The organism is Sandaracinobacteroides sayramensis (genome assembly GCF_022014495.1).
Classification (GTDB): Bacteria; Pseudomonadota; Alphaproteobacteria; order Sphingomonadales; family Sphingomonadaceae; genus Sandaracinobacteroides; species Sandaracinobacteroides sayramense.
Map to the genome: position 1 here is coordinate 1 of NZ_JAKLSQ010000008.1, position 26,901 is coordinate 26,901.

The 26,901-nt window shown below is 68.8% G+C and carries 28 protein-coding genes; 13 read left to right on the plus strand and 15 right to left on the minus strand.

Annotated elements, in window-relative coordinates:
• From L6Q21_RS06860 to L6Q21_RS06875, 4 genes are all read left to right on the plus strand, one after another.
• The coding region (locus L6Q21_RS06860) for a filamentous haemagglutinin family protein (protein WP_237830041.1) at positions 1–551 on the plus strand (551 nt) is incomplete at its 5' end.
• A gap of 61 nt (positions 552–612) precedes the next feature.
• The gene (locus tag L6Q21_RS06865; protein ID WP_237830043.1) at positions 613–1,392 is read left to right on the plus strand and encodes a SapC family protein; all 780 of its coding nucleotides are present in this window, start codon (positions 613–615) and stop codon (positions 1,390–1,392) included.
• Positions 1,392–1,982, plus strand: coding sequence for an OmpH family outer membrane protein (locus tag L6Q21_RS06870; protein WP_237830045.1), 591 nt, complete (start codon positions 1,392–1,394; stop codon positions 1,980–1,982). Before L6Q21_RS06865 ends, L6Q21_RS06870 begins: the two co-directional genes overlap by 1 nt.
• A gap of 282 nt (positions 1,983–2,264) precedes the next feature.
• The gene (locus tag L6Q21_RS06875) at positions 2,265–2,720 is read left to right on the plus strand and encodes a TonB C-terminal domain-containing protein (protein WP_237830047.1); all 456 of its coding nucleotides are present in this window, start codon (positions 2,265–2,267) and stop codon (positions 2,718–2,720) included.
• 27 nt (positions 2,721–2,747) lie between these two features.
• Here L6Q21_RS06875 and surE read toward each other — a convergent pair whose 3' ends face one another.
• From surE to ygfZ, 5 genes are all read right to left on the minus strand, one after another.
• Complete coding sequence (gene surE, locus L6Q21_RS06880; protein WP_237830112.1) at positions 2,748–3,506, minus strand: 5'/3'-nucleotidase SurE; 759 nt, start codon at positions 3,504–3,506, stop codon at positions 2,748–2,750.
• Positions 3,506–4,774 (minus strand): serine--tRNA ligase, encoded by a 1,269-nt coding sequence (gene serS, locus L6Q21_RS06885; protein ID WP_237830049.1) that lies wholly within the window; start codon positions 4,772–4,774, stop codon positions 3,506–3,508. The genes surE and serS overlap by 1 nt, the downstream gene beginning before the upstream one ends.
• A 440-nt stretch (positions 4,775–5,214) precedes the next feature.
• Complete coding sequence (locus L6Q21_RS06890) at positions 5,215–5,676, minus strand: NfeD family protein (protein ID WP_237830051.1); 462 nt, start codon at positions 5,674–5,676, stop codon at positions 5,215–5,217.
• Positions 5,673–6,635, minus strand: coding sequence for an SPFH domain-containing protein (locus tag L6Q21_RS06895; RefSeq protein WP_237830053.1), 963 nt, complete (start codon positions 6,633–6,635; stop codon positions 5,673–5,675). Before L6Q21_RS06895 ends, L6Q21_RS06890 begins: the two co-directional genes overlap by 4 nt.
• Positions 6,636–6,701: 66 nt before the next feature.
• Positions 6,702–7,487, minus strand: a complete 786-nt coding sequence (gene ygfZ, locus L6Q21_RS06900; RefSeq protein ID WP_237830055.1) for a CAF17-like 4Fe-4S cluster assembly/insertion protein YgfZ — start codon at positions 7,485–7,487, stop codon at positions 6,702–6,704.
• A 138-nt stretch (positions 7,488–7,625) separates the two neighbouring features.
• On the opposite strand from ygfZ, the gene L6Q21_RS06905 reads away from it, so the two are divergent.
• From L6Q21_RS06905 to L6Q21_RS06915, 3 genes are read left to right on the plus strand one after another with little or no spacing between them, the layout of a single operon-like run.
• Complete coding sequence (locus L6Q21_RS06905; protein WP_237830057.1) at positions 7,626–9,134, plus strand: leucyl aminopeptidase; 1,509 nt, start codon at positions 7,626–7,628, stop codon at positions 9,132–9,134.
• Between the two features lie 7 nt (positions 9,135–9,141).
• Positions 9,142–9,600 (plus strand): DNA polymerase III subunit chi, encoded by a 459-nt coding sequence (locus L6Q21_RS06910; protein WP_237830059.1) that lies wholly within the window; start codon positions 9,142–9,144, stop codon positions 9,598–9,600.
• Positions 9,582–10,094: a YbjN domain-containing protein gene (locus tag L6Q21_RS06915; RefSeq protein WP_237830061.1), complete on the plus strand. Its 513-nt coding sequence runs from the start codon at positions 9,582–9,584 to the stop codon at positions 10,092–10,094. Before L6Q21_RS06910 ends, L6Q21_RS06915 begins: the two co-directional genes overlap by 19 nt.
• A gap of 420 nt (positions 10,095–10,514) precedes the next feature.
• On the opposite strand, the gene L6Q21_RS06920 is transcribed toward L6Q21_RS06915, so the two are convergent.
• The 3 genes from L6Q21_RS06920 to L6Q21_RS06930 all read right to left on the minus strand — a co-directional run bounded on the left by L6Q21_RS06920 (position 10,515) and on the right by L6Q21_RS06930 (position 13,434).
• Entirely contained in the window at positions 10,515–12,029 is a 1,515-nt protein-coding gene (locus L6Q21_RS06920) for an acetyl-CoA acetyltransferase (RefSeq protein ID WP_237830062.1), read from the minus strand.
• Positions 12,026–12,955: an alpha/beta hydrolase gene (locus L6Q21_RS06925; protein ID WP_237830063.1), complete on the minus strand. Its 930-nt coding sequence runs from the start codon at positions 12,953–12,955 to the stop codon at positions 12,026–12,028. Before L6Q21_RS06925 ends, L6Q21_RS06920 begins: the two co-directional genes overlap by 4 nt.
• Before the next feature lie 80 nt (positions 12,956–13,035).
• Positions 13,036–13,434 carry a winged helix-turn-helix transcriptional regulator gene (locus L6Q21_RS06930; RefSeq protein ID WP_237830064.1) on the minus strand — a complete coding sequence of 133 codons (399 nt, stop codon included), beginning with the start codon at positions 13,432–13,434 and terminating at the stop codon, positions 13,036–13,038.
• Between the two features lie 106 nt (positions 13,435–13,540).
• On the opposite strand from L6Q21_RS06930, the gene L6Q21_RS06935 reads away from it, so the two are divergent.
• Positions 13,541–14,407, plus strand: coding sequence for an SDR family oxidoreductase (locus L6Q21_RS06935; protein ID WP_237830065.1), 867 nt, complete (start codon positions 13,541–13,543; stop codon positions 14,405–14,407).
• Positions 14,408–14,725: 318 nt separating this feature from the next.
• Here the strand turns inward: L6Q21_RS06935 and ftsH are convergent, their stop codons facing one another.
• Positions 14,726–16,675 (minus strand): ATP-dependent zinc metalloprotease FtsH, encoded by a 1,950-nt coding sequence (ftsH, locus tag L6Q21_RS06940; RefSeq protein ID WP_237830066.1) that lies wholly within the window; start codon positions 16,673–16,675, stop codon positions 14,726–14,728.
• 162 nt (positions 16,676–16,837) lie between these two features.
• Between ftsH and L6Q21_RS06945 the strand changes: the two genes are divergently transcribed.
• Entirely contained in the window at positions 16,838–17,323 is a 486-nt protein-coding gene (locus tag L6Q21_RS06945) for an MmcB family DNA repair protein (protein ID WP_237830067.1), read from the plus strand.
• Between the two features lie 6 nt (positions 17,324–17,329).
• Here L6Q21_RS06945 and L6Q21_RS06950 read toward each other — a convergent pair whose 3' ends face one another.
• Together L6Q21_RS06950 and L6Q21_RS06955 are read right to left on the minus strand one after the other, a co-directional pair.
• On the minus strand, positions 17,330–18,127 hold the full coding sequence (locus tag L6Q21_RS06950; RefSeq protein WP_237830068.1) for a TrmH family RNA methyltransferase: 798 nt from the start codon (positions 18,125–18,127) through the stop codon (positions 17,330–17,332).
• Positions 18,124–18,741 carry a DNA-3-methyladenine glycosylase family protein gene (locus L6Q21_RS06955; protein ID WP_237830069.1) on the minus strand — a complete coding sequence of 206 codons (618 nt, stop codon included), beginning with the start codon at positions 18,739–18,741 and terminating at the stop codon, positions 18,124–18,126. Before L6Q21_RS06955 ends, L6Q21_RS06950 begins: the two co-directional genes overlap by 4 nt.
• A 121-nt stretch (positions 18,742–18,862) precedes the next feature.
• Between L6Q21_RS06955 and L6Q21_RS06960 the strand changes: the two genes are divergently transcribed.
• The gene (locus L6Q21_RS06960) at positions 18,863–19,180 is read left to right on the plus strand and encodes a 2Fe-2S iron-sulfur cluster-binding protein (protein ID WP_237830070.1); all 318 of its coding nucleotides are present in this window, start codon (positions 18,863–18,865) and stop codon (positions 19,178–19,180) included.
• A gap of 10 nt (positions 19,181–19,190) precedes the next feature.
• Here the strand turns inward: L6Q21_RS06960 and L6Q21_RS06965 are convergent, their stop codons facing one another.
• Genes L6Q21_RS06965 through L6Q21_RS06975 form a run of 3 tightly spaced genes read right to left on the minus strand, consistent with a single transcriptional unit; the run spans position 19,191 to position 22,910 of the window.
• Complete coding sequence (locus tag L6Q21_RS06965; protein ID WP_237830071.1) at positions 19,191–20,480, minus strand: N-succinylarginine dihydrolase; 1,290 nt, start codon at positions 20,478–20,480, stop codon at positions 19,191–19,193.
• Positions 20,480–21,901, minus strand: coding sequence for a succinylglutamate-semialdehyde dehydrogenase (gene astD, locus L6Q21_RS06970; RefSeq protein ID WP_237830072.1), 1,422 nt, complete (start codon positions 21,899–21,901; stop codon positions 20,480–20,482). Before astD ends, L6Q21_RS06965 begins: the two co-directional genes overlap by 1 nt.
• Positions 21,888–22,910, minus strand: a complete 1,023-nt coding sequence (locus L6Q21_RS06975; protein ID WP_237830073.1) for an arginine N-succinyltransferase — start codon at positions 22,908–22,910, stop codon at positions 21,888–21,890. The genes astD and L6Q21_RS06975 overlap by 14 nt, the downstream gene beginning before the upstream one ends.
• 81 nt (positions 22,911–22,991) lie before the next feature.
• On the opposite strand from L6Q21_RS06975, the gene L6Q21_RS06980 reads away from it, so the two are divergent.
• Both L6Q21_RS06980 and L6Q21_RS06985 read left to right on the plus strand, forming a co-directional pair.
• A complete protein-coding gene (locus L6Q21_RS06980) occupies positions 22,992–23,453 on the plus strand; it encodes an Lrp/AsnC family transcriptional regulator (protein ID WP_237830074.1) in 462 nt (153 codons plus the stop codon).
• A 132-nt stretch (positions 23,454–23,585) separates the two neighbouring features.
• Entirely contained in the window at positions 23,586–24,671 is a 1,086-nt protein-coding gene (locus L6Q21_RS06985; RefSeq protein WP_237830075.1) for a patatin-like phospholipase family protein, read from the plus strand.
• A 179-nt stretch (positions 24,672–24,850) separates the two neighbouring features.
• Here L6Q21_RS06985 and L6Q21_RS06990 read toward each other — a convergent pair whose 3' ends face one another.
• Positions 24,851–26,053 (minus strand): MFS transporter, encoded by a 1,203-nt coding sequence (locus L6Q21_RS06990; RefSeq protein ID WP_237830076.1) that lies wholly within the window; start codon positions 26,051–26,053, stop codon positions 24,851–24,853.
• A 72-nt stretch (positions 26,054–26,125) separates the two neighbouring features.
• Here L6Q21_RS06990 and L6Q21_RS06995 point away from each other — a divergent pair, with 72 nt between their 5' ends.
• The gene (locus L6Q21_RS06995; protein ID WP_237830077.1) at positions 26,126–26,896 is read left to right on the plus strand and encodes an SDR family NAD(P)-dependent oxidoreductase; all 771 of its coding nucleotides are present in this window, start codon (positions 26,126–26,128) and stop codon (positions 26,894–26,896) included.
• The last annotated feature ends 5 nt before the right edge of the window (positions 26,897–26,901 follow it).

Genomic DNA, 26,901 nt, shown 5'->3' on the forward strand with positions numbered 1-26,901 from the left:
ATGTCGACATCTTCTCGCTGAACTCGATCCTGCTGGGGCAGAGCCGGGTGTTCACCACCTTCGGCGGCGATCTGTTCATGTGGTCGGTGAAGGGCGACATCAACGCCGGCCGGGGTTCGAAGAGCACGGCGGTCTATCAGCCGCCGCGGCGGGTGTATGACGAATATGGCAATGTGACGCTGTCGCCGCCGACGCAGAACACCGGGGCGGGGATCGCGACGCTGGCGCCGATCCCGGAGATTCCGCCGGGGGATGTGGACCTGATCGCGCCCTTGGGCACGATCGACGCCGGCGAGGCTGGCATCCGGGTGTCGGGCGACGTGAACCTTGCGGCGTTGCAGGTTCTGAACGCGGCGAACATCGAGGTGAAGGGCGATGCGACGGGCATCCCACAGGCAGCCGTGGTCGACACCGGGGCCTTGACGGCGGCCTCGTCGGCGGCGAGTGCCGTCATCGCCCAGGCCGCAGCCCTCGCAGAACGCACTAGACCCCAAATGGTCCGGGAAATCCCGGCCATCGTGACGGTGCGCTTCCTCGGCTTCGGCGAATAACCACCCCACCGGCCGGGCGGTCCCCATGCCGCCCGGCCATACAGCTTCCCTGGAGTATCCGATGGCAACCCAACCCCCCGCCGACACGGCCGGCGAAGCCCGGCCGCAGCTTCCGCTCTTCTATCGCTCGCCCGAGCCGCTCAGTTCCGCGCGGCATGGCGACTGGCGGCTGAAGCAGGGCGATCTCGCCTTCGCCGCCGAAACCGCCTTCGTGCCCATCGTGGTGGGCGAGCTGGCCGCCGCCGCCCGCAACTACCCCATCGTCTTCGCCGCCGACAACAGCCAGCCGATCGCCGTGCTGGGGCTGGAAGCCCGCAACCTGTTCGTCACCGAGGGGCGCTGGGCGGAGGACGGCTATCTGCCGGCCTATGTCCGGCGCTACCCCTTCGCCTTCATCGCCACCACCAACCCGGACGGCTTCGCGCTGGCGATCGACACCGCCTCCGACCGGGTGGCGCAAGGTGGCACGGAAGGTGAGCCGCTGTTCGCCGACGGCCAGCCGACCGAGCTGACGAAGCAGGCGCTCGGCTTCTGCGACGCCTTTCAGGGCGAAGCGACCGCCACGCGCGCGTTCGCCGAGGCGCTCGCCTCGAACGAGCTGCTGGTGGACCGGCGCGCCGACGCCACGCTGCCGGACGGCCGCAGGCTGGGGCTGGACGGCTTCCGCGTCGTCGATGCCGAGAAGTTCGCGCAACTCCCCGACGAGCTGGTGGTCGAATGGCACCGCAAGGGCTGGCTGGCCCTGGTGCATTTCCACCTGCTGTCGCTCGAACGCTTTTCCGCCCTGCTCAACCGCCAGAGCGCGCTGCAGCCCGCCAAAGCCCAGGAAGAAGTCGCCTGATGCCGATCCGTTCCCTCCTCCTTTCCGCAAGCCTCCTACTGGCCGCGCCGGCGCTGGGGCAGGCGCCCGCCTCCCAGCCGCCCGCCTCTCAACCACTGGGCGGGCCGCTGGTGCCGGGCGTCTGCCTGCTCTCGCGGGAGGCGGTTTTCACCAACGCCGTCGTCGGCAAGGCCGCCAACACCCGCCTCCAGGAACTGGCGCGCGCTGCCCAGGCCGAGATCGACGCCGGCCGCACGCCGCTGGAAGCCGAAGCCAAGGCGCTGGAAGCGGTGGCCGACAGCGCCCAGACCCGGCAAAGGCGCGAGGCGCTGGCCACCCGTTGGCAGGCACTGCAAGCCAAGGCCGCCCACAACGGCCGCGAGATCGAGGCGACCCGCGCCAAGGCGCTGGAGCGCATCGCCAACGAAGCGCAACCGGTGATCGCCCAGACTTATGCCGGGCGGAAATGCGGCCTGCTGCTCGATCGCAGCATGGCGCTGGGCGGCAACTTCGCGAACGACATCACCGCCGATGTGGTGAAGGGCCTGGACGCGCGGCTGCAATCCATCCCGGTCGAGCGCGAGCGCCTGCCGGAAGCGGCCGCGCGCTGACCGCTGAAGAGCCATGGCCGCGCTCTCGACCGGGGACTGCACGGCCGCAGAGGCCGGGGAGGCGGGCGGCAACGCCCGCCTCGAGCCTGTCCGGAAAGCCGGGCTGCGCGCCTGGGCGGCCGAGGTGCGCGCCAGCCATGGTCTTTACCAGCGGCAATCGGAGCTTCGGCGGAGCCGTAAGCGGTCGCTGCCGGTAACACGCCTGCAATTCTGGTCGTTTAGTTTCAGTCTCGGCCTCCTGACCCTCATGTGGTGGAGCGCATTCGCAGCAGGAGCAGGTTGATGGCGTACAATAATGTCTTTTCGCGCGTGGGGCACAGGCTGGCGGCCATGCTGGGCCTTGGCCTTGCGGCCGCCGCGCCGGCAACAGCTTCCGGGCCGATGGCGCCCTCCGCCGCCCCCGCCGAATGGGTGCGCTACGCCGAAGGCACCACTTCCACCATCAAGGACTGGCTGCAGGCGGACGACGAGAATGCGCTGCGCCTGCGCGCCTATCTCCACGCCAGCAATTCGGCCGGCGCCGGCAAGCCCTTGATGCTGAAGATCTGGGTCGCGCCGGATGGCACCGTTTCGCGCGTCGGCTTCCAGCCCTTCGCGCATGAGGAGGCGAATGCCGGCCTGCGCACGCTGGTCGAGGGGCGCAAGCTGCCCGCGCCGCCGGCGAAGATGCTGCTGCCGATCAATATCGCGGTCGAGCTGGAACCGGCTCCGTCCACCGGCGGCACGGTTCGCATGTGAAACGGGTTCGGCGGGGCTGCGGCCCCGTCAGCCTTCCAGCTTCGCCGACAGCGCCGCCATGGTCTGGCGGTGCGTCAGGTCCAGGTGCAGCGGCGTCACCGACACATAGCCCTCGCGCACCGCTTCCAGATCGCTGCGGTGCGCCGGCGTCTCCACTTCGCGGCCATAGCCGAACCAGTAATAGGGGAAGCCGCGCGGGTCGATTCGGGCGTCGATGCGGATATGGCCGTAATCGCGGAAGCCCTGCTCGGTCACCCGCACGCCCACGGGCTTCGCCACCGGCGGGAAGTTGATGTTCACCAGCACGCCGCCGCCCCAGTCGGCCTCCACCACCTTGCGGATGACGTCGGCCCCGCTCGCCTCGGCTGCGGCGAAGCTTTCCTTGCCCAAGCTGTAGTCCGCCATCGCCTGCGAAAGGGCGATGGAGCGGATTCCGGCCAGCGTGCCTTCCATCGCCGCCGAGACGGTGCCGGAATAGGTGAGGTCCTCCGCCATGTTCGGGCCACGGTTGACGCCGGAAAGGATGAGGTCGGGGCGGATCCCGTCCATCAGATGCCCCAGCGCCATCATCACGCTGTCGGTCGGCGTGCCGGCCACCGCATAGCGGCGCGGGCCCAGTTCCCGCACCCGGATCGGCCGGGTCAGCGTCAGCGAATGCCCCGCGCCCGACTGTTCCTCGGCCGGGGCCACATACCAGAGGTCGTCGGAAAGCTGGCGGGCGATGCGCTCCAGCGCGGCGAAGCCGGGGGCGTGGATACCGTCGTCGTTGGTCAGCAGAATGCGCATCATGGCTCCGGCGTCAGGGTTTCGAGGCCGCCCATATAGGGGCGAAGTGCGTCGGGAAGGCGCACGCCGCCGTCGGGCAGCTGGTGGTTTTCCAGCACGGCCACCAGCGTCCGCCCCACCGCCAGGCCGGAGCCATTGAGTGTGTGCAGATGCGTGGTGCCCTTCTCCCCGCGCGTCTTGAAGCGCGCCTCCATCCGCCGCGCCTGGAAGGCGCCGCAGTTGGAAACCGAGGAAATCTCCCGATAGGCCCCGGCGCCCGGCAGCCACACTTCCAGATCGTAGGTCCTGGTCGCGGAAAAGCCCATGTCGCCGGCGCACAGCAGCATGCGGCGATAGGGCAGCTCCAACGCTTCCAGCACCGCTTCCGCTGCCAGCAGCATCCGCTCATGCTCGGCTTCCGACTGCTCGGGCGCGCAGATGGTCACCAGCTCCACCTTCTCGAACTGGTGCTGGCGGATCAGGCCGCGCGTGTCCTTGCCGGCGGCGCCCGCCTCGCTGCGGAAGCAGGGCGTCAGCGCCGTCAGCCTCAGCGGCAGCTCTTCGGAGTCCAGAATCTGCCCGTTCACCAGATTGGTCAGGCTGACCTCGGCAGTGGGGATCAGCCAGCGGCCGTCCGTCGTGCGGAACAGATCCTCGGCGAATTTCGGAAGCTGGCCGGTGCCGAACACCGCCTCGTCGCGCACCAGCAGCGGCACCACGGTTTCGCGCCAGCCGGCCGCCACCTGCCGGTCCAGCATGAACTGCCCCAGCGCCCGGTGCAGCCGCGCCAGCTGCCCTTCCAGCACCATGAAGCGGCTGCCCGAAAGCCGCGCCGCGCCTTCCGGGTTCCAGCCCAGCTTCTCCGCCAGCGCGTCATGCTCGGCGCCGCCGTTTCTCGGCGTGCCCCAGCGCTTCCGCTCCACATTGCCATGCTCGTCGGCGCCGTCCGGCACGTCCGGCGCGGGCAGGTTCGGCAGGGCAGCGGCCAGCGCCTCCACCTGGGCAGCCCGTTCGCGCTCCTCGGCCTCGGCCTCGGCGATCTCCGCCTTCAGCGCCGTGACTTCCGCCATCAGCGCCTCGGCGGTCGCGTCGTCCTTATTCGCCTTGGCCGCGCCGATCGCCTTCGAAGCCTCGTTGCGCCGCGCCAGCGCCCCCTGCAAAGCCGTCTGCACCGAACGCAGCGCGGCATCCGCTTCCAGAATGGCGGCCGAGGCGTTGGCCACACCCCGGCGGGCAAGCGCCGCATCGAACGCGGCAGGATCGGCGCGAAGAGCTTTCAGGTCGTGCATGGCCGCGCCTATGGCCCGGCTGGCGGGCGGGGGCAAGGCTTTGCCGGGGTGTTGTCTGCCTCCGGCGGCCAGGGCTTTGCCCTGGACCCAGCAGGGGCGTGACGCCCCTGCACCCCCGATCCTCGGGATATGCGGCGAGATCGGGCTTGTGGGGAGTTTTATTGCCTGCGGCGCGAGCTTGTTCAGGCGCCGCAGGCAATCAGAACGGGCCGCGCATGGGGAGTGGCGCTGACGTCGCATAACTCTCCGTCACCCCGGGCTTGACCCGGGGTCCAGCTATTCTGTTGGCGAAGCGTGGAAGAAAAAAGCTGGACCCCGGGTCAAGCCCGGGGTGACGGGTGTATGGGTTGGCCGGCCTGGCGCCGCGTCGAGGATCGGGGGTGCAGGGGAATCATTCCCCTGCCGGGGTGAAGGGGCAGAGCCCCTTCGGACTTCCCCCCTCAGCCAACCTGGCCGACGGGCTCCACCTTCAGCACCGCCCCATCCGCCCCCACCACGCGCACGGTTGAGCCTTCGGCGGCGTCCGGGCCTTCGGCCAGCCATTCGCTGTCGCCCAGCCGCACGCGGCCCCGCCCGCCTTGGATGGCTTGCGAAACGATGGCACTGCTGCCGGCCAGCCGTTCGGCGCGGCGGTTCAGCAGCGGGTCGTCGGAGGGGCGCAGGCGGTTGGGGTTGTATTTGCGCGACAGCAGCAGCGAGAAGACGATCCACAGCGCGAAGGCACCAAGCTGGCCGTCCAGAGTCAGGTTGAAGAGAGCGGCGGTGGCGGCGGTTCCAAGTGCCGCCAGCGCCACCCAGATCAGATAGGCGCCGGGCAGCAGTATCTCCAGCCCGGCGGCGACGGCCGCCAGAGACAGCCATCCCCACGGGGAGAAGATCAGGCCCAGAAGGCCGTCCTTCACCGCCCGTCGTCCCGCCGCTGTGGCAGGCCCGAGCTACCACGCGGGCGGCTTTCGTCGTTCACCGCCTTCACCAGTTCGGCGATGCCGCCCACCGACCCGATCACGCTGGAGGCGTCCAGCGGCATGAAGATGGTCTTGGCGGAGGGGGCGTTGGCGAACTGCGCCAGCGCGTCCACATATTTCTGCGCCACGAAATAGTTCACCGCCTGCACATCGCCCTTGGCGATCGCCTCGGAGACCATCCGCGTCGCTTCGGCTTCGGCCTGCGCCTCGCGCTCTCGGGCTTCGGCGTCGCGGAAGGCGGCTTCGCGCCGGCCTTCGGCTTCCAGGATCTGCGCCTGCTTCTCGCCCTCGGCGCGCAGGATGGCGGCGGCGCGCTGGCCTTCGGCTTCCAGCGTGAAGGCGCGCTTGTCCCGCTCGGCCTTCATCTGCCGGGCCATGGCGTCCTGGATGTCGCGCGGCGGCTGGATGTCCTTCACTTCGCAGCGCGTCACCTTGATGCCCCAGGGGGCGGTGGCGTGGTCGATCACCGTCAGCAGCCGGGCGTTGATCTCGTCGCGCTTCGACAGGCTTTCGTCGAGGTCCAGGCTGCCCATCACCGTGCGCAGGTTGGTCTGTGTCAGCGCCGTCACGGCCGCCGTCAGGTTGGAGACTTCATAGGCCGCCTTCGCCGCGTCCAGCACCTGGAAGAACACCACGCCGTCGACGGCGACCACCGCATTGTCCCGGGTGATGATCTCCTGCGTGGGGATGGGCAGCACCTGCTCCATCATGTTCATCTTCAGCCCGATGCGGTCGACGAAGGGGATGATGAGGGAGAAGCCGGGGCGCAGCGTGGTGGTGTAGCGGCCCAGCCGCTCCAGCGTATATTCATAGCCCTGCTTCACGATCACCACCGAGCCGAACAGCGCCAGCACGGCGAGCAACACCAGAAACGCGGTAAAGATCAGAACGCCCACGACAAATCCCTTCCCCTTCTCATGGCCCGCATCCGGTGGCGAAACGGGGAAGGCGCAACACCGCGCTTAGCCTTCCGCCGGCAACCAGGCCGGAACCAGCATTTGCGCGGCCGCACCATCCACCGTCAGCGGCTGCGCCAGATAATCCATGCGAAAGATCGCCATCTGCAGGTCGCCGTGCCGCGTGCCGCGCAACTGCCCGGCTTCGCGCTCGCCCGCCATCACTTTGGCGTCCGGCGCGCTTTCGGCCGAGAGGCGCAGCGGCAGCAGGCGTTTGCGCAGCTTGTCGCGGTGGTGCATTCGCGCGGTGTTTTCCTGCCCGGTGTAGCAACCCTTGGCGAAGCTGACGCCGTGCAGTTCGCGGGCGTTGGTTTCCAGCCACAGAAGCTCGTCGCGGCCGATCTCGTCGGAATCCGGCAGGCCCAGCACCAGACGGTGCGCGTGCCACCCTTCCAGCGCCCCGGGGCCGCCCGAAGGCGCGGCAAGGTAGCGGCTGCCGGCAAGCGGCGTGCGCGGGTCCGCCGGGTGCGCGCTGCCCTCGCCCCAGCTCTGCCAGACGGCCAGGGCCGGCTCGGGCGCGATCGCCACCTGCTTGCGCAGCCGGAACATGCTCAGCCGCTTCGCCAACGCCTCCACATCTTCGGCCGCCGCGTCCAGCAGCACATCCTCGCCGTCCGCGAACAGGAAAAGCTGGAACAGCGCCTTGCCCTGCGGCGAAAGCAGCCCGGCGTAAAGCGGCTGCTCGGGGGAAAGCGCGGCCACATCCTGCGTCAGCAGGCCTTGCAGGAACCCGCGCGTGTCCGGGCCTGAGAGGCGCAGCAGCGCGCGGTCGGAAAGCTCGGCTTGCGGCATGTCCTTTCCTACATAGGTCCATGGCCGGGGGCTGCAAGGCTGCGGCGGAAAATCCTCTGGAAGCGGGGGGGCTTGCCGTGCCAAGGATGCTGGCAGGAGTCGGGCCGGCAGGCCCCCCTGAAGCGAGGGAGTAGAGTGATGACGGACGTGAGCTTTGCCGCCGAACAGGATCTTTCCGGCAGCGCGGCGCTGCTGGTCTTCGTGGGCGAGGGCGGGGAGCTCACCGCGGGCGCCAAGGCGGTGGAGAAGGCCAGCGACGGCCAGCTCGGCCGGGCGATGAAGGCGGCGGGCTTCACCGGCAAGAAGGGCAAGCTGCTGGAAATCCTGGCGCCCGCCGGTCTCGGCGCCGCGCGCCTGCTGGTCGCCGGCCTCGGCGAAGGCGCAAAGGCCGACGCCCGCCTGTTCGAGGACATCGGCGGTGAAGTCGCGGCGAAGCTGCAGACGGTGGAAAAGCAGGTGGCGGCCGATTTCTCCGGCATCGCCGACCTCGCCGTCGCCACCGACGTGGCGGCAGCGCATTTCGCCCATGGGGTGGAGCTGCGCAACTGGCGGCTCGATACCTACCGGACGAAACTGAAGGACGAGCAGAAGCCGAAGCTCGCCAAGGTCACGCTGGTCGGCGTGGGGAAGAGCGCGAAGCCGCTGGTGGAACGGCTGCACAAGGTGGCCGAGGGCGTCGCCTTCGCCAAGGAACTCATCACCGAGCCGGGCAACATCATCTACCCCGAAAGCTTCGTGGAGCGGGTGCGGGAGAAGGTGGAACCGCTCGGAATCAAGGTGACGGTGCTGGACGAGAAGAAGCTGAAGAAGCTCGGCGCCGGCTCGATGCTGGGGGTGGGGCAGGGCAGCGTCCGCCCGCCGCGCCTGCTGGCGCTGGAATGGAACGGCACCGGAGACGAGGATGCGACTCCGCTCGCCCTCGTCGGCAAGGGCGTCACGTTCGACACCGGCGGCATCTCGCTGAAGCCGGGGCCGGGCATGGAAGACATGAAGTGGGACATGGGCGGGGCCGGCGCCGTCGCCGGCACCATGGTGGCGCTGGCCGGCCGCAAGGCGAAGGCGCGGGTGATCGGCGTCTGCGGCCTCGTCGAGAACATGCCCGACGGCAACGCCCAGCGCCCGGGCGACATCGTCACTTCCATGTCGGGGCAGACGATCGAGGTGCTCAACACCGACGCCGAAGGGCGGCTGGTGCTGAACGACTGCCTCACCTGGACGCAGCGCACCTACAAGCCGAAGGTGATCCTGGATTTCGCCACGCTGACGGGCGCGATCATCATCAGCCTCGCCCACTATTATGCCGGGGTCTTCTCCAACTCCGACAGCCTGTGGAACAAGCTGGACGAAGCCGGGAAGTCGGTGAACGACCTCGTCTGGCGGCAGCCGCTCTCCGAACCCGGCGGCCACTACGACCAGATGATCGACTCGACCATCGCCGACATGAAGAACATCGGCGGGCGCGAAGGCGGCTCGATCACCGCGGCGCAGTTCCTGCAGCGCTATGTCGACGAAGGCGTGGAGTGGGCGCATGTCGACATCGCCGGCGCCGTCTGGCGCCCGAAGGCCGCCCCGCTCTACGACAAGGGCGCGACCGGCTTCGGCGTGCGGCTGGTGGACGCGCTGGTCGCGAAGCATTTCGAAAGCTGATCCGGGCTTGGCCACCGACATCGGCTTCTACCACTGCACGCGGGCGCCGGCGCTGGATGTCGCCGCGCGCCTCGCGGCCAAGGCCTTCGGTTCCGGCCAGCGGCTGCTGCTGCTGGGCGCGCCCGGTCGGCTGGAAGAGCTCGACCGGCTGCTCTGGACCTTCGACGAGGCCAGCTTCCTGCCCCACGCCATCACCGGCGCGCTGGAAGATGCCGAGCAGCCCATCCTGCTGGCGCCGGACATGGGCGAGGCGCCGCCGGCCAACGGCGCCCGCCTGCTGCTGCTGCTGGAAACCGGCCTCAGCCCCGGGTTCGAGAATTTCGACCGGGTGCTGAACCTGTTCGAGGACGGCGGCGCGGCCCATGAACGCGCCCGCGCCGACTGGAAGGCGCTGCAGGCCCGCGACGGCCTGCAGCGCAGCTACTGGCAGCAGAAGGAAAGCGGCGGGTGGGACCGGCGCGCCTGATCGCCCCACCGCTGTTCGCCCTTGCCCTGCTGCTGGCCACCGCGCCGGCGGCAGCGGCTCCGGTCGCCGAAACCGAGCTGCTGACCGCCGCCGACCCCAGCCGCATCGCCGCCTGGCTGCAGCAGATCGGCTACCGCCCGGAACTGACCACCGACCAGACCGGCGATCCGCGCATCGTTGTCGGCTTCGCCGGCGTTCCCGCCAGCCTCTGGTTCAACGACTGCGACGAGGACGGCGGCGGCTGCGACAGCATCCGCCTGCAAGTCGGCCTGCTCACAGACCGCAAGCTCAGCCTCGCCGCCGTCAACGCCTTCAACAACCAGTGGCGCTTCGGCACCCTCTCGCTCGACGAGGAACAAGACCCGCTGCTCAACTACGACCTGTGGCTGAGCAAGCCCGGAATGCCCGCCGGGCTTCTGGCCCGGAACGTCCGCCAGTTCGAGGCGCTGGTGAGGGAATTGCGGGATATGGTGAACGCGCACGAGGGGCGGTGAAGTTGTTGCCTGCCTCCGGCGGCCAGGGCTTCGCCCTGGACCCAGCAGGGGCGTGACGCCCCTGCACCCCCGATTCTCCGCAAGACCGTGAGCCTCGCGTCACAAGGAAATTGAAAGCCTGCGGCGCAAGAAAAAGCAGATGGTGAGCAAAGTGGAAAGCAATTCCCACTCCGTCACCCCGGGCTTGACCCGGGGTCCAGCTTTTCCTCCCGCGCTTCGCCAGCCAACAGCCGGACCCCGGGTCAAGCCCGGGATGACGAGAATGGGAAAACGGCCCAACACCAACTCACCGCGCAAGCGCCGCAGGCAATCCAAACCCCCGCGCCTGCAACCTCCCCGTTTGCCCGCCACATGTAGAAAAGGGGGTGCAGGGGAATCATTCCCCTGCCGGGGTGAAGGGGCAGAGCCCCTTCGAACGCCTCAAACCAGCCGCGCCAGATTCACCGCATCGCCCGCCCGCACCTCCACCGCCTGCCCGACCACCGGCACATCGACCAGCGCCCCGGGGTTGTCGTGGATCTGCGCCAGAAAGCGCGTCCCGCGGCCCTCCAGCCGGCCGATCAGCAGCGCGAAAGCGGGGTTCCCCTTGTCGTGGACGACGGTGAAAGTTTCGACCACCCCCCGGCCCGAGGGTTTCTCGGTGAAGGGCGGGCTTTCCATCGCGTCGATTTCCGCCTGATAGCCGGCGGGGTCGCGCCGTTCGAAGGGGCGCGGCGCGGTGCTCCAGACGCCGAAGCTGTGCTTGGTCAGATAGCCGCCGTTCGCGAACAGGAAGCCCGGCTGGCCGGGGATGGCGCGGCAGAGCGCCGCCACTTCGGCGATGCCGTGCATCGCGTAATTGTTGCCGGGGCCGCCGAAATAGGGGAGCCCGCCGGTCAGCGTCAGGCCGCGGCTGTCGTCGTGGCGCAGGCCGATGGCGTCGGCGGCGATCTCCACGGCGCTCGGGAAGCAGCTGTAGAGGTCCATATGGCCGATGGCGTCGGTGCCGATCCCGGCCTGCTTCAGCGCGGCGCGGGCGCCCACGGCGATGGCGGGGGAGGACCAGTAGTTGACCCGCTCGGACAGCAGGATTTTGTCCTGCGTGTCGGCCGAGCCATGCAGATAGACGCGCTTCGCCTGCGGCACGCCCAGCCGGTCGGCGGCGGCGGTCGACATCAGCAGCAGGGCGGCGGCCTGGTCGACGAACATGTTGGCGTTCAGATATTTGGTGTAGGGATAGCCGATATAGCGATTGTCGCCTTCCGGGGTGATGATCTCCTCGGCCGTGCGGGCGACGGGCAGTTGCGCATAGGGGTTTTCCGCCGCCACTTCCGTGAAACGCGCCATTAGCGCGCCGATCGCCCGGCGGTGCGCCAGCGGCGTGCGGCCATAATGCTGGCCCAGCGCATTTTCGAACAGCGGGTAGATGTTCACCGGCAGCGCCAGCCCATGCCGCATCTCATGCTCGGAGGCATAGCGGGTTTTTTCCGGCCACTCTTCCGCCGGCTCGGGCGCCTCTTCCGCCCAGTCCAGCTTAAGTCCCGCCTTCAAGGCTCGCGCCTGCGAGCGGATCGGCTCGCAGCCGGCCAGCAGCACCACCTCCTGCTCGCCATGGCCGATCGCCTCGGCGAAGACATTCACCAGCATCTGCGGCGAGTTGCCGCCGACCGGGCCGTAGAGCATCCGCTTCGGGCTGGCGCCGATCCGCCGCGCCACGCTCCAGGGCAGATTGTCCTGCCGGCCAAAGGGGGCGCCGAAGCCGGAATCCTGGAACAACCGCACCACCGCCACGGCGTCGATCGCCGCTTCCACCTGCCGCCCGCCGCTGTCGGCGATCGCCGCGCGGGCGACGGCCGCCATCATTTCCTGCGGGGAAAGGCCCTGCCCCGGCGCCGAAACCCGGTCGACGCTCTGGGCAACGCCCACCAGAACCGGCGTGCGTGGATCCAGCTTCATGGAACGGGCTTCACCGAAGCCGCCCAGTGGGCGGCGCGGTCGAGCGTCTCGGTGGCGAGCGGCACCAGCCCGGCCATGGAGAAGAAGCCGTGGATGGTGCCCGGCACATGGTCGTGCGCGGCCAGCGCCCCGGCCTCGGCGAGCCGGCTGGCATAGGCCTTGCCTTCGTCGCGCAGCACATCATGGCTGGCGGTGATCACATAGGCCGGCGGCAGCCCCGCCATATTCTCCGCCCGCATCGGCGCCGAGCAGGGGTCCGGCCCCACATCCTCGGGCAGCCAATGCGCCCAGAACCACTCCATGGCGGGCCGGTCCAGCCCATAGTCGGCGTTCTCGGCATAGCTTTCATAGGCGTCGGCGGGGAAATCGGTGACGGGATAAACCAGCAACTGCCCGGCCAGCCGAAGGCCGCAGCCGCGCGCTTCCAGCGCGGCGAGCGCCGCCAGATTGCCGCCGGCGCTGTCGCCGCCCACCAGCAGGCGTTTCGGGTCTCCGCCATGCGTGGCGGCATTGGCGGCGGCCCATTGGAGCGCGGCCATCGCGTCCGCCTGCTGCGCTGGCGCCTTGTGCTCGGGCGCCAGCCGGTAATCGACGCTCAGCACCAGCAGCGGCCCGCGGTCGGCCAGAAAGCGGCAAACATTGTCGTGCGTCTCGACAGAGCCCAGCACCCAGCCGCCGCCGTGCAGATAGACGAGTGTCGGCAGCGGCCCGTCCACACCCTCCGCGCGGTAGAGGCGAGCAGGCAGCGGCCCATCGGCGGAGGGGATGGAAATATCCTCGCAGCGGATCGCCTGGGGCGCCAGCGGCCGCAGCAGTTCCACGCGGCTTTCCATGCCGGCCCGCGCCTCCGCTACCGGCAACCGATACACTTGCGGTCCAGCCTTCATCGCCTCCAGCAACTGGGCGACCATCGGATCGAGTTCCATCGCATCCCTCCCTTTTCGCAAGCCTAGGGGAAGGGTGAGCTTCGCGCAGCTAGCGCTTTTCGAAAAACCGGTGGCCGCTGTCAGGAGGCCAGTGCCATTCTGGCCCGCGCCGCCTCCACTTCGCCGAAATGCGCCTCCGCCCAGTCGACGAGGGCGAGCAGCGGCCCGGCAAAGCTCTTGCCAAGCGGCGTCAGCGAATAGGTCACGCGCGGCGGAACGCTCGGCTCCACCTCGCGGTGCACCAGGCCGTCCGTCTCCAGCGTTCTCAGCGTCTGCGTCAGCATGCGCCGGGAAATGTCGGGCACGGCGCGGGCCAGCGCGCTGAAACGGCGTGGCGAACCGGCCAGCGCCGCCAGCAGCAGCATGGACCAGCGGTCGCCGATCCGGTCCAGCAGGTTGCGCACCGGGCAGCGGGCGGGGTCATCCCCCAGCATGGCCCATTGTTCGAAACGGGCGGCGAGCGCCAGATGCGCGTCCATCGCGGATACTCCAAAGTAACCAGGTAACGGCGAGGTGCCGTCTTTTCAGCGTCGCCTATAGTCTCTACCAGAGACCAGGTAAATATTCGAGACTGGAGAGACGAGAATGGCCGATAGCCCCCGATATCTTGTGACCGGCGCCAGCGGACAATTGGGCCGGCTGGTGGTCGAAGCCCTCGCCGCGCGGGTCGGTGCCGCGAATGTCGCCGCCGTCGTGCGCGATCCCGCCAAGGCCGGGGCGTTGTTCCCGGCCGGCGTCAGCGTCCGCACCGCAGACTATGACCAGCCCGCGACGCTGGACTCCGCCTTCGCCGGGGCGGAACGCCTGTTGCTGATTTCCTCGAACGCCGTCGGCAGCCGCACCGCCCAGCACCGGAACGCCATCGAAGCCGCCGTTCGCGCCGGCGTGCGGCGAATCGCCTACACCAGCCTGCTGCACGCCGACCGCTCCAGCCTCGGCCTTGCCGAAGAGCATCGGCAGACGGAGTCGCTGCTGGCGGCCAGCGGGCTTCCCCACAGCCTGCTGCGCAACGGCTGGTACAATGAAAATTATGTCGCCGGAATCGCCGGCGCGCTGGCGCAGGGCAAATTCCATGGCGCCGCCGCTGCCGGACGGATTTCCGGCGCCAGCCGGCAGGATTATGCCGAAGCGGCCGTGGTTGCGCTGGTGGAAGACGAAGCCCCGCTCACAGTGCACGAACTGGCGGGCGACGAGGCCTTCACGCTGACGGAGTTCGCCGCCGAACTGTCGCGGCAAAGCGGGCGCGACATTCCCTATGTCGACCTTCCCGAAGCCGGCTATCGCCAGCTTCTGGAAGCGGCTGGCCTGCCAGCGCCGTTCGCGGCTCTGCTGGCGGATTCCGACGCGGGCGCGGCTGCCGGAGCCTTGTTCGACGAAGGCCGGGCACTTTCCAGGCTCATCGACCGCCCGACGACGCCCATCGCCGCCAGCATCGCCGCAGCGCTTGGCTGAGGAGAAACGACGTAACCCAGGCCAAACGGGCTGCATCCCGGTTCGAATGGTGGTGATGGGCGGCCAGGGGTGTGTGTGTTTGGTTCACACCACCCCACCATCGCATGGCCCCATCACTCGTTGACCCCAACTCCTCGTCACCCCGGGCTTGACCCGGGGTCCAGCTTCTTCGGGCGCCGGAGTTGGCGGATCATCTTCGAGTGGCAGGCAAAATAGCCGGCCCCCCCCCGGGTCAAGCCCGGGGTGACGGAATATTCTGGCCAGCCCATGTTGCCGTGAGGCCTCGTCACCTCCGGCAACGCGCCAGCTACCCGGACTTCAGGCCTGCGGCGCCACGTCCCCCAGCCCGGAGCCGCGGCGGCGGCCGGCCTTGGGCAGGCCGGAAACCCCGCCCGTGCCCAGCGGCGGCAGCTTGTCGGCGGCGTCCGGGCGCTCGATCCTCTGGCCCTTGATCACCTGCACGATTTCGTCGCCGGTCAGGGTTTCATATTCCAGCAGCGCCTGCGCCACCGCTTCCAGTTCGTCGGCATGGTCGGTCAGAAGCTGCTTGGCGCGGTCATAGCCGCCGATCACCAGCCGCTTCACTTCCGCGTCGATCAGCTCGGCGGTCTTTTCCGAGACATTCTGTTGCCGCGAGACGCTGTGGCCCAGGAACACCTCTTCCTGATTCTCGGTATATTGCAGCGGCCCCAGCTTGTCCGACATGCCCCATTGCGTGACCATCGCCTTGGCGAGGTTGGTCGCCATCTGAATGTCGGAGGAAGCGCCGGACGTCACCTTGTCGTGGCCGAAGATCAGTTCCTCTGCCACGCGGCCGCCCATCGCCACCGAAAGGTTGGCGTACATCTTGTCGCGGTGGAAGGAGTAGCTGTCGCGCTCGGGCAGGCGCATCACCATGCCCAAGGCCCGGCCGCGCGGAATGATCGTCGCCTTGTGGATCGGGTCCGAGGCGTCCTCGTGCAGCGAGACCACGGCGTGGCCGGCTTCGTGATAGGCGGTCAGCTTCTTCTCGTCCTCGGTCATCACCATGGACTTGCGCTCGACGCCCATCATCACCTTGTCCTTGGCGTCCTCGAACTCGGACATGCCGACGAGGCGCTTCGACCGGCGGGCGGCCAGCAGCGCCGCCTCGTTCACGAGATTGGCGAGGTCGGCGCCGGAAAAGCCCGGCGTGCCGCGCGCGATCACCCGCGAGTCGACGTCGGGCGCCAGCGGAACCTTGCGCATATGCACCTGCAGGATGCGGATGCGGCCCTCGATGTCCGGCCGGCCGACGGTGATCTGCCGGTCGAAGCGGCCGGGGCGCAGCAGCGCCGGGTCCAGCACGTCCGGCCGGTTGGTGGCGGCGACGATGATGATGCCCTCATTGGCGTCGAAGCCGTCCATCTCCACCAGAAGCTGGTTCAGCGTCTGCTCCCGCTCGTCGTTGCCGCCGCCCAATCCGGCGCCGCGATGGCGGCCGACGGCGTCGATCTCGTCGATGAAGATGATGCAGGGCGCGTTCTTCTTCGCCTGCTCGAACATGTCGCGCACGCGGCTGGCGCCGACGCCCACGAACATCTCCACGAAGTCCGAGCCGGAAATGGTGAAGAAGGGCACATTCGCCTCGCCGGCGATGGCGCGGGCCAGCAGCGTCTTGCCGGTGCCCGGCGGGCCGACCAGCAGCGCCCCCTTCGGAATCTTGCCGCCCAGCCGATGGAATTTGGACGGATCCTTCAGGAAGTCGACGATTTCCTGCAGCTCCTCGCGGGCCTCGTCGATCCCGGCCACGTCGTCGAAGGTCACGCGGCCATGCTTTTCCGTCAGCAGCTTGGCGCGGCTCTTGCCGAAGCCCATGGCGCCGCGCCCCTGCCCGTTCTGCATCTGGCGCATGAAGAAGATCCAGATGCCGATCATGATCAGGAACGGCAGCGCACCGACGATGATCTGCTGCAACAGGCTGGGCCGTTCTTCCGGCACGGCGTCGAACTTCACATTCTTCGCCCGCAGCCGCTCGATCAGCTGCATGTCGCCGGGGTTGTAGGTGCGGAAGGCCTGGTCGTTCGAAAGCTTGCCGGAAATGGTGCGGCCGGAAATGGCCGCTTCCTTCACCTGCCCCTGGTCCACCTTGGCCAGAAACTCGGAATAGGCGATCTCCTCGCCGCCGGGTGCGCGGTCGGCAGGCCCCTGGAAAAGCTGCACCAGCAGCACCAGCGCCAGCAATATCCCCGCCCACATCAATATGTTCCGCACCAGCGGAGACGGCGGCTTGCGATTACCTTCGGACATCAGGACCCTTTCGTGGACAGTCTAATGTAAGGCGCCTGTTGCACGACTGCAATTCGGGAGAATCGCTAAGTCACATTTGCCACACCGATCACCGCCGGCTTGCATCCCGGCGGGCACCATTCTACATGAGAACATAGAAAGAACAAAGGCTAAAATCACCACATGCAGCCCCCTTCCGACCCTTTGACGGACGCGCCGCTCACCAGCGCCGATGTCGCGCGCGGCACCTGCCGGCTGCTGTGGCTGCAAGGCTGGTCGCCGCTGACGGAGGTGACTCTGGCCGACGGCCACCGGGCGGATGTGATGGCGATCTCGCAGAAGGGCGAAATCCTGATCGTGGAGATCAAGGTGTCGGTCGCCGACCTGCGCGGCGACCGCAAATGGCACCATTATCGCGACTATGCCGACCGCTTCGCCTGGGCGGTGCCACCGCATCTCGCCGAGCATCTAGAGGAGGAGCGTTTCGCGCCCGACAGCTGCGGCCTGCTGGTGGCCGACCGGCACGAGGCGCTCTGGGTGCGCGACGCCTGCGCCAGCCAGCTGGCGCCGGCCCGGCGCAAGGCGGTGACGCTGATGTTCGCCCGCACCGGCGCCGAGCGGGCGCTGAAAGTGGCGGATTCGGGCTTCGGCACCTATGGCTATCGCTGAGGCCGTTCAGCCTTCCTGCTGGTAAAGCGCTTCATAGAGCAGCAGCGTGCCGGCCATGGCGACGTTCAGACTGTCGGCCTTGCCGCGCATCGGCATGATCACGAGCTGCTCGCAAGCCGCCATCAGTTCCTCCGGCAACCCCTGCGCCTCATTCCCCACCATCAGCAGCGCCGGCGCCGGATAGCGGGCGGCGCGGTAATCGACGGCGCGGCGGTCGAGCGCCGCGCCCGTCAGAATCGCCCCGTGCCGTGCCTTCCAGTCCAGAAATTCCGCCATGGTCGCGTTCACGCAGGGCACGGTGAAGAAGGCCCCCATGGAGGCGCGCACCGCTTCCACGCTGGTCGGGTCGGCGCTGTCGTCCAGCAGGATGAGCGCGCCGGTCCCGGTCGCGTCGCAGGCGCGCAGCAGCGTGCCGAGGTTGCCGGGGTCGCGCAGCCGCTCGGCCACCAGCGTGCGGGGGCCGGGCACCAGTTGGTCGAGCGACAGGGCGCGCGGTTCATAGGCGGCGGCGACCGCCTGCGGATTGTCCTTTCCCGTCACGCCGGACAGCAGGTCGGGCGTGGTTTCCACCACTGTGCCGCCGCCCGCCAGCACCGCCTGCACCAGCCGGCGCACCAGCGGATGCTCGCCCTTGCCTTCGGCGAACAGCAGCGCCTTCGGCACCCAGCCCGCCTCCAGCGCCTCGGTGCAGATGCGCAGCCCCTCGGCCAGGAACAGCCCCTCGGCGCGGCGATATTTCTTTTCCTTCAACGATCGCAGGCGCTTCAGCGTGGCGTTGGAGGCGGACGTGACATGGGTGATCATAGCGGTGGCGCGTTGTAGCAGTGCCAGAGGAACAGCGCAGCCACCCCGCGATGCGGGCGCCAGATTTCCGCCATGTCCCGCAACCGCTTCTCGCTCGGGCGGCTGCCGTCGCCGAACATCCGCCCGGCCTGCACCTGCACGGCGAGGTCGCCGGCCGGGAACACGTCGGCCCGGCCTTCGGCGAACAGCAGGTAGATTTCCGCCGACCAGCGCCCCAGCCCGCGCACGGAAGAAAGCAGCCGGATCGCCTCCTCGTCGTCCTCGGGCAGGGCATCCAGCGGCAGCGAGCCGTCCACCACATGACCGGCCAGGCTCTGGGCATAGCTCGCCTTCATCCGCGACAGCCCGGCGGCGCGCAACTCGTCTGGGGAAACGGCGATCAGCCGCTCGGGCAGATGCAGATCCCCCACTTGCGTTTCCAGCTTGCGCCAGATGCTGGCGGCGGCGGCCGTCGACACCTGCTGGCTGACGATCGCGCGCAACAGCGTCTCATAGCCGCGCGGGCGGATGCGCGGCTCGGGCGGGCCATGGCGCCGCGCCGCCTCGGCCATGCGCGGATCCGTCGCCGACAGCATGGCCAGCGCCTCCGCGATCCTTTGCGAGTCGAGCCCCAAGGGCCTCTCCTTTCCGGCCGAGTTTGCAGCCTGTTCCGCGCACGCTAATAGGCGTTGAGCCCGCGTTGGTCACGATGCCGTGGAATCCGGCCAGCGGAACGGGAAATGGAGGGAGTAGTTAATGCCACAACTGATCGTCGTCGACCGCAAGGGGAATGAAAGGACCGTCTCGGGGGATTCCGGCCTCAGCGTGATGGAAGTGATCCGGGACAATGGCTTCGACGAGCTTCTGGCGCTGTGCGGCGGCTGCTGCTCCTGCGCCACCTGCCATGTGCATGTGGACGACGCCTGGGTGGCGAAGGTGGGCGGCCCGACCGAGGACGAGTCCGACCTGCTCGACAGTTCGGATTTCCGGCAGGACAACAGCCGCCTCTCCTGCCAGATCGGCTTTTCGGACGAGCTGGACGGCCTGAAGGTGACGATCGCGCCGGAGGATTGAGGGGCCGGGCTCAGAAGCCCAGTTCCTCCGGCCGGATCGCCAGTTCGGCGAGCAGCGCCCGGTGGGCGGCGGCGCATTGCGCCTGCAGTTCGGGATCGGAGAGATCGGCGGGCGCGATGGCTTGCGGCCAATGCGCCTCCACCAGCCGCTCCAGCCGGTCGAGCCTGCGCTCGTCCAGCAGGAAGCGCGGGTCGACTGCCGCCAGCGCTTCCTCGCTCAGCGGCACGCGCAGGCGCAGGCAGGCCGGGCCGCCGCCATTCTTCATGCTCTCGCGCAGGTCCATCACATGCAGATGGTTGATCGGGTTTGAGCCGTCCTGCCGCACCCGCTGCAGCCAGCGCCAGACCGTCTCCGTCTCCTCCGCCTCCTTCGGCAGGATCAGCGCTATGCCGTCCTCCACCGTCAGCAAGGCGGCGTTGAACAGATAGGCGGAGATGGCGTCGGCCAGCGGCACATCGGCGGAAGAGGCTTCCACCAGCTGGAAGCCCGGCACCCGCGCCTCGAGCGCCGCCAGTGTCGCCCCCCGGTCGGCGAACGCCTCTTCGTGCGCGAACAGCAGCGTGCCGTTGGAAACGGCGACCACATCGTTATGGAAGGCGCCCGCCTGAATGGCCGCATCCGCCTGCTCCACGAAAAGCGCCTTCTTCACCCCATGCGCGCGCGCGACCGCCTGCGAGGCGCGCGGATGCTGGCGCGCGGGGAACGCCCCGCCCCGGCCGACGCCATAGACGAAAACCTCCACCCCTTCCGCCGCGGGCGAAGGGGCGAAGCGCATATGGTTGGCGGCGCCCTCGTCGCCGAAGCCCGGCGCCACCGGCCAGTGGACGGCGAAATGCCGGCTGTCGGCGAAGGCCAGCCGCAATTGCGCCAGCGTCTCCGGCCATTCCTGGCTGCGATGCGGCATCGAAACCAGATTGGCGACGGTCAGGTGGGTCAATCCATCGGCGGTGTCGGCCGCCGGGCTGACGGTGGCGGCGTTCGCCGTCCACATGGCGCTCGCCGAACTGGCGGCGGCCAGCAGCTGCGGATCGTCCGCGGCGCAGGCTGCCAGCACCTCCGCGTCAGCCCCTTCGAACCCCAGCCCGCGCAGCCACAGCGTGTTCGGCCGCCGGTGCGGCAGCAGCAACCCCTGCGGCAGGCCCAGGGACAGCACCAGCCGCATCTTCGAAAGCCCCTGCAGCGCCGCCTTGCGCGGGGCGCTGGTGGCGCCGGCGTTCAAGGTGGCGGCGACATTGCCGAGGCTGAGCCCGGCGTAATTGTGGCTGGGGCCGACCAGCCCGTCCAACTGCAATTCGGGCATCAGGCTATTCCCTGCGGGGTGGCGACGAAGGGCCTCTCCGCCTCGACGCTGGCGACCGGCCAGGCGCAATAATCGGCGGCGTAATAAGCGGACGGGCGATGGTTGCCGGAAAGGCCGACGCCGCCGAAGGGGGCGTTGGAAGCCGCGCCATTGGTCGGCCGGTTCCAGTTGACGACTCCCGCGCGGCTGCCGGCCCAGAAACGCTGGTAAAGCCCCCGGTCTCCGCCCAGCAGCGCCGCCGACAGCCCGAAGCGGGTGGCGTTCGCGGCGCGGATCGCCGCTTCGAAATCCCGCACCCGGATCAGTTGCAGGAACGGCCCGAACAACTCCTCGTCCGCCACCTCCAGCCCGGTCACGTCGGCGATCCCCGGTGTCAGGAAGGGCAGCCCCTCATGCTGGCGGATCAGCGGGCGGATGGTCTTGCCATGGATCGCCTGCGACCGCGCCAGCAGCCCGTCCGCCGCAGGGTTGGAAATCACGCAGCCCATGAACGGCTGCGGATCGGCGAAGGGCTGGCCGATCCGCAGCCGGTCCGCCAGCGCCACCACCGCGTCGACCAGGGCATCGGCGGCCCCATCCTCCACGATCAGCCGCCGGGCGCAGGTGCAGCGCTGCCCGGCCGACAGGAAGGCGGACTGCACGACGACCAGCGCGGCCGCCTCCACATCGCCCGCTTCCAGCCCCCAGGCGACCAGCGGGTTGTTGCCGCCCATCTCCAGCGCCAGGATGCGGTGCGGGGTTTCGGCGAACTGCCGGGCCAGCGCCGCGCCGGTCTGCGCCGAGCCGGTGAACAGCAGCCCGTCCGTGTCGGCGGCGGCCAGCGCCCGGCCGGTCTCGCCGGCGCCCTGCACCAGTTCCAGCACGCCGTCCGGCAAGCCGGCCTTCGCCCACAGCCCCGCCATATGCGCCCCCACCGCCGGCGTCAGCTCGCTCGGCTTGAACAGCAGCGCATTGCCGGCGATCAGCGCCGGCACGATATGGCCGTTGGGCAGGTGCGCCGGGAAATTATAAGGCCCCAGCACCGCCAGCACCCCATGCGGCTTGTGCCGCAAGGCCTGCGAGGCGCCGGCCGGATCGGCCTTGAACGGCGCTTCGCGGCTGCCCGTGCGCTCGGCATGAGCGGCGATCGAAATCTCCACCTTGCCGGCGACGCTCGCCACTTCCGTCTTCGCTTCCCAGAAGGGCTTTCCCGTCTCCTCGGCGATCAGCCGGGCGAAGCCATCGGCATCCGCTTCCACCGCCGCCTTGAAAGCCCGCGCCACCTCGACCCGCTTTTCCAGCCCGGCGGCGAACCAGCCCGGCTGCGCCGCGCGGGCGCGGGCGGCGGCGGCCACCACTTGCGCCGCGCTGGCGGCGGCGCCTTCCCACAACAGGCTGCCGTCATGGGGGCGGTGGCTTCGCAGCCGGTCAGAAGGGGGCATGCAGCACCTCGTCGCCAATGGAAAAAGGGCCTTCGCCCAGAAGCAGGCCGCCGGCACCGGCGGCAAGCGGCAGCGCCGCGGCGCGAAAATCCCGAAGCCGCCCGCCCGCCACCAGCCGCAAGTCGCCGCCGCCTGTCCAGCCGCTCACCCGCCCATGCTCGGCCTCGCGCACGGTGCGGATGTCGCCCATCCGCGTGTCCATGGTCGGGCCGCCGTCGAAGATGTCGACATAGCCGTGGAAGGCGAAGCCCTCCGCCTCCAGCAGCCGCTTCGCCGCCGCCCCGGCTTCGTGCGGCTGGCCGATGCAGGCCTGCGCCTCCTCGGGCAGCAGCGCCACATAGACGGGGTATTTCGGCATCAGGTCGGCGATGAACTGGTTGCCATGGGTGGCGTTGAAGGTGTCCGCCTCCTGAAAGCCCATGCCGAAGAATTTGCCGGCCAGCCCGTCCCAGAAGGGCGCGCTGCCGTCGGCGCGCATCCGCCCGCGCAGTTCCGCCAGCACCCGGTCGCCGAAGCGCTCGCGGTGCAGCGCCAGGAACAGATAGCGGCTGCGCGCCAGCAATCGCCCCAGCCCGCCGGTGCGCAACTCGGGGTGCAGGAACAGCCCGCCCACCTCGCTGGCGCCGTCGAAGTCGTTCACCAGATGCAGCACGCCGGTGCGGAAGGTGCGGCCAAGCTCCTGGCTCGCCATGCTCATCGTCGTCAGCTTGTAGGAATAGAAGGGCCAGCGCACGCCCACGCGGGAAAACAGGCTGGCGGTGCCGCCGATTCGTCCGCTGGGCCCATGCTCCAGCATCAACATATATTTCTCGTCCTCCGGCTCGGAAAGCCGGGCGGCGAAGCTGCGCCGGGACCAGTCCAGCCGCTCCGCCAGCGCCTCTCGGTCGTTCGGCAGGTTGGTGAAGCCGCCCCCCGTCATCTCCGCCAGCGCCTTCAGCCCGTCCAGATCGTCGGGGCGAGCGGGGCGCACCCGCCATTCGGAAAGCTGCACGCTCGGGGTTTCCGTCATGCGCCAGTCTTGCATGGGAAAGGGCAATGGGGGTAACGAAAGTCTGCGGAAAAAACCGCAGGATATGCGGTGGGGAGGGATATGGACAGCATCGATCGCATAGATCGCAAGATTCTGGCGGTGTTGCAGCGCGACGGCCGAATCACCAACGCCGCGCTGGCGGAAGAGGTGGCGCTTTCCCCCAGCGCCTGCCTCGCCCGCGTCCGCCGTCTGGAGACGCTGGGCATCATCACCGGCTACCGGGCCGAGATCGCCATCGAGAAGTTGCGCTCGGCGCTCCTCATCTATGGCGAAGTCACGCTGAAGCGCCACCTGCCCGAGGATTTCCGCGCCATAGAAGCGATGTTCGCGCAGGATTCCCGCGTGCTGGAAGCCGCCGAGATTTCCGGCAAGAGCGACTATATGGTGAAGGTGATGGTCGGCGACATGGCCGAATGGCGTGACCTCACCGCCGAATGGACGGCCGGCCCCTGGCAGATCGAGCGGGTGTCCAGCTCGGTCGCCATGCACCGCACCAAAGGCTTCGCCGGCTATCCGCTGTAGCCGGCATGCCCTGTCTCATTTGCGTGACAGCCTGCCCGCGCCCGCCGTTCCGGCAAGGCGGCGATTGCGCCTGTCACCTTCACCCGCCATGCTGCACCTGCTAACAAGCCAAGGCTCGCGGAAGGAGCATCCATGGCCGAGACGGCAAGTCGTCCACTCAATCTGGCGCTGCAGGGCGGTGGCGCGCACGGGGCTTTCACCTGGGGGGTGCTGGACCGCCTCCTGCAAGAGCCGGACCTGAAATTCACCGCCATTTCCGGCACTTCGGCCGGCGCCATGAACGCCGTGGTGATGGCCGAGGGGCTGCTGGAAGGCGGGCACGAGCAGGCGCGCGAACGCCTGGAGCAGTTCTGGATGGGCGTCTCCGAAGCCGCCAGCCTGATGTCCCCCTTCCGCCGCACCCCCCTCCAGCGCATCACCGACAGCTGGGGCCTCTCCAGCAGCGTCCTCTACGAGGCGTCGCTGGCCTTCACCCGCGTCTTCAGCCCCTATGAATTCAACCCCTTCGGCTACAATCCGCTGAAGCAGGCGCTGGAAAAGCTGGTCGATTTCGAGAAGGTCCGCCGCCAGCGCCGCATCAAGCTGTTCATCAACACCACCCATGTCCGCACCGGCGCGCTGCGCTGCTGGCGCGAGGACGAGCTGACGGTCGACATGGTGCTGGCCTCCGCCTGCCTGCCCTGGCTGTTCCAGACCCCGGTGATCGACGGCGAAGGCTATTGGGACGGCGGCTACGTCGCCAACCCCGCCATCGAGCCGCTGATCCGCCACACCCGCACCGACGATGTGCTGATCGTGCAGCTGAACCCGATCGTCCGCAACGTGCTGCCCCGCAGCTCCTTCGACATTCAGGACCGGCTGAACGAAATCACCTTCAATTCCAGCCTGCTGACGGAACTGCGCTTCATCGCCGAGCGCAACCGGCTGATCGAGGGCGGGGACCTCACCTCCAACCAGTATCGCCGCATCCACCTGCACATGATCCACGGCGACCAGGAACTGGGCGCCTTCCCGCCCTCCACGAAGCTGCTGGCGGAATCGCACTTCCTCATCAAGCTGCGCGACCTCGGCCGGGAAGCCGCCGCCCAATGGCTGGAAAGCGACGGCCACAAGCTGGGCCGGCGTTCCAGCTTCGACTACCGCCGGATCGTCGCGCAGATGAGCGAGGAGGCCGAAGGAGCGGCCGATGCCCCCGCGGCGGCGGGGGAGGCTGGATAGGGGGCTGGAACGGCAGGCTTTTTTGCCTCCGGCGGGCAGGGAAATGATTTCCCTGCACCCTCTTTCCTTCATGTCGGCTGCCTACTCGCGAGGCTGCGCGCATGAAAGGGTTGATTGCCTGCGGCGCCAACACCTTGCTCATTCGTCACCCCGGGCTTGACCCGGGGTCCAGCTTTCCGTCACCCGCCCGCCTGCGCCACCGGCAGGGGCTCCGGCCGCCGCCACAGCAGGAAGACCAGCAGCGTGCCCACCGACACGACGGCCAGCATCGCCGCATAGCCCTGCGATCCGGCGCCGGTGTCGAAGATGCGGCCGGCCAGCCAACTGGAAAGCGCCTGCGCCGGCGCGGTCGCCAGCGCCATGTACATCATCTGCGCGGTGGGGGTGCGGTCGTCGCCCCACAGATGCTGGATTCCGCGCATCGCCCCCAGGAAGGTGCAGGCGAAGCTGACGGCGTGCAGCGCCTGCAGCGACGCCAGCAGCGGCAGCCCCGGCGAAGTCGCCATCAGCCCCCAGCGCAGGATCGCCCCCAGCCCGCCCAGCAGCATCAGCGTCGCCGGGCGCACATGCTCGATCCGCGGCGCCACGAACATCAGGAAGGCCGCCTCGCAAACCACGCCGAAGGCGAACAGCCAGCCGGCCAGCGTCGCGGAAATGCCCAACTCGTCGATCCACAGCTTGGTGCCGAAGATGTAATAGAATTGGTGGCCGGCCTGGATCAGCCCGCAGCCGAAGATCAGCAGCGCGAACTCCGGCCGCTTCGCCATGGAAAGCCCCTGCTTCAACCGCTCGCCGAAAGGCGCGTCCGCCACCCGCTCCACGGGCTCGGCCGTCATGCTGTAGGCGCAGGCGAGAAGGCCGACGGTCGTCAGCATCAGCCACCACCAGATGCCGTCGTTGCCGATCGCGTCCACCAGCATTCCGGTCGCCACATTCCCCACCACGAAGGCGAGCGAGGCCAGCCCGCGCGCCAGCCCATAGTTCGGCACCCGGTGCGGGCGGCACAGGCGCAGCAGCGCCGCTTCCAGAAAGGCGATCAGCGCCCAGAAGGTCACTTCCGCCACGAAGGCCAGCGCGAAGCTGATCCCGAACGCCTGGGAGAACCACATCGCCCCCAGCGCCAGCAGGCTGATCGCCGCCAGCAGCTTGATGGGCGCCCGCCGGTCGCGCTGGCCGTCGGCCCAGGCGCTGGTCATCGGCCCGGCGACGATCCGGCCGAGGCCCGCCAGCGAGATCACCAGCCCCAGCTGCTCGCCGCTGAAGCCCCGCTCCTCGATCAGCCAGATGGGGAACCATTGGATCAGCCCGCCGAAGCTCGCGTAGAAAAGGCAGGCCGCCAGCATGGCACGGGCGGCTGGAGCGTTCAGGCGGGATTGGGTCATCGACCTCTCCTGAAGCATGGTTGTGCGGGCCGCACAAGCGGGCCATCAACGGGCGGCAGAGAGGGAGAGGCAATGGGCAGTTTGTTCGACCTGGGCGGCCAGGTGGCCGTGGTGACCGGATCGTCGCGCGGAATCGGCAAGGCGATCGCCTGGCACATGGCGCAGCACGGCGCCGAGGTGGTGATTTCCAGCCGCCGGCAAGAGGCGTGCGAGGAGGCGGCGGCCGAAATCAACACCGCGACCGGCCGCAAGGCGGCGGTGGCGAAGGCCGCCAACATCAGTTCGAAAGCGGAATTGCAGGCGCTCGCCGATTTCGCCCTCGCCACTTTCGGCAAGGTGACGGCGCTCGTCTGCAACGCCGCCACCAACCCCTATTTCGGGCCGATGTCGGGCCTGGCGGACGAGCAGTTCGTGAAGATCCTGATGAACAATGTCGTCTCCAACCACTGGCTGATCCAGATGCTGGCGCCGCAGATGCTGGAGCGGGGCGAAGGCTCGGTCACCATCATCAGCTCGATCGGCGGGCTGAAGGGCTCGGACGTGATCGGCGCCTACAATGTCTCCAAGGCCGCGGACCTGCAGTTGGCGCGCAACCTGTCGGTGGAATATGGGCCGCGCGGCGTCCGGGTGAACTGCATCTGCCCGGGGCTGGTGCGCACCGATTTCGCCCGCGCCCTCTGGGAGAATCCGGATATCCTGAAGGCCGCCACCGCCGGCAGCAGCCTGAAGCGCATCGGCGAGCCCGACGAGATCGCCGGCATGGCGGTGTTCCTCGCCAGCCGCGCCGGGGCCTTCACCACCGGCCAGGGCATGGTGATCGACGGCGGCGCGACGATCGCCTGAGTTCG

What these genes read in the sequence shown, in the direction of transcription:
- L6Q21_RS06865 (WP_237830043.1), top strand. Translation starts at nt 613, where the DNA reads ATGGCAACCCAACCCCCCGCCGACACGGCCGGCGAAGCCCGGCCGCAG.
- L6Q21_RS06870 (WP_237830045.1), top strand. Translation starts at nt 1,392, where the DNA reads ATGCCGATCCGTTCCCTCCTCCTTTCCGCAAGCCTCCTACTGGCCGCG.
- L6Q21_RS06875 (WP_237830047.1), top strand. Translation starts at nt 2,265, where the DNA reads ATGGCGTACAATAATGTCTTTTCGCGCGTGGGGCACAGGCTGGCGGCC.
- surE (WP_237830112.1), bottom strand. Translation starts at nt 3,506, where the DNA reads ATGCGCATTCTGCTGACCAACGACGACGGTATCCACGCCCCCGGCTTC.
- serS (WP_237830049.1), bottom strand. Translation starts at nt 4,774, where the DNA reads ATGCACGACCTGAAAGCTCTTCGCGCCGATCCTGCCGCGTTCGATGCG.
- ygfZ (WP_237830055.1), bottom strand. Translation starts at nt 7,487, where the DNA reads ATGCCGCAAGCCGAGCTTTCCGACCGCGCGCTGCTGCGCCTCTCAGGC.
- L6Q21_RS06905 (WP_237830057.1), top strand. Translation starts at nt 7,626, where the DNA reads ATGACGGACGTGAGCTTTGCCGCCGAACAGGATCTTTCCGGCAGCGCG.
- L6Q21_RS06920 (WP_237830062.1), bottom strand. Translation starts at nt 12,029, where the DNA reads ATGAAGCTGGATCCACGCACGCCGGTTCTGGTGGGCGTTGCCCAGAGC.
- L6Q21_RS06925 (WP_237830063.1), bottom strand. Translation starts at nt 12,955, where the DNA reads ATGGAACTCGATCCGATGGTCGCCCAGTTGCTGGAGGCGATGAAGGCT.
- L6Q21_RS06930 (WP_237830064.1), bottom strand. Translation starts at nt 13,434, where the DNA reads ATGGACGCGCATCTGGCGCTCGCCGCCCGTTTCGAACAATGGGCCATG.
- L6Q21_RS06935 (WP_237830065.1), top strand. Translation starts at nt 13,541, where the DNA reads ATGGCCGATAGCCCCCGATATCTTGTGACCGGCGCCAGCGGACAATTG.
- ftsH (WP_237830066.1), bottom strand. Translation starts at nt 16,675, where the DNA reads ATGTCCGAAGGTAATCGCAAGCCGCCGTCTCCGCTGGTGCGGAACATA.
- L6Q21_RS06945 (WP_237830067.1), top strand. Translation starts at nt 16,838, where the DNA reads ATGCAGCCCCCTTCCGACCCTTTGACGGACGCGCCGCTCACCAGCGCC.
- L6Q21_RS06950 (WP_237830068.1), bottom strand. Translation starts at nt 18,127, where the DNA reads ATGATCACCCATGTCACGTCCGCCTCCAACGCCACGCTGAAGCGCCTG.
- L6Q21_RS06960 (WP_237830070.1), top strand. Translation starts at nt 18,863, where the DNA reads ATGCCACAACTGATCGTCGTCGACCGCAAGGGGAATGAAAGGACCGTC.
- L6Q21_RS06965 (WP_237830071.1), bottom strand. Translation starts at nt 20,480, where the DNA reads ATGCCCGAATTGCAGTTGGACGGGCTGGTCGGCCCCAGCCACAATTAC.
- astD (WP_237830072.1), bottom strand. Translation starts at nt 21,901, where the DNA reads ATGCCCCCTTCTGACCGGCTGCGAAGCCACCGCCCCCATGACGGCAGC.
- L6Q21_RS06975 (WP_237830073.1), bottom strand. Translation starts at nt 22,910, where the DNA reads ATGACGGAAACCCCGAGCGTGCAGCTTTCCGAATGGCGGGTGCGCCCC.
- L6Q21_RS06980 (WP_237830074.1), top strand. Translation starts at nt 22,992, where the DNA reads ATGGACAGCATCGATCGCATAGATCGCAAGATTCTGGCGGTGTTGCAG.
- L6Q21_RS06985 (WP_237830075.1), top strand. Translation starts at nt 23,586, where the DNA reads ATGGCCGAGACGGCAAGTCGTCCACTCAATCTGGCGCTGCAGGGCGGT.
- L6Q21_RS06990 (WP_237830076.1), bottom strand. Translation starts at nt 26,053, where the DNA reads ATGACCCAATCCCGCCTGAACGCTCCAGCCGCCCGTGCCATGCTGGCG.
- L6Q21_RS06995 (WP_237830077.1), top strand. Translation starts at nt 26,126, where the DNA reads ATGGGCAGTTTGTTCGACCTGGGCGGCCAGGTGGCCGTGGTGACCGGA.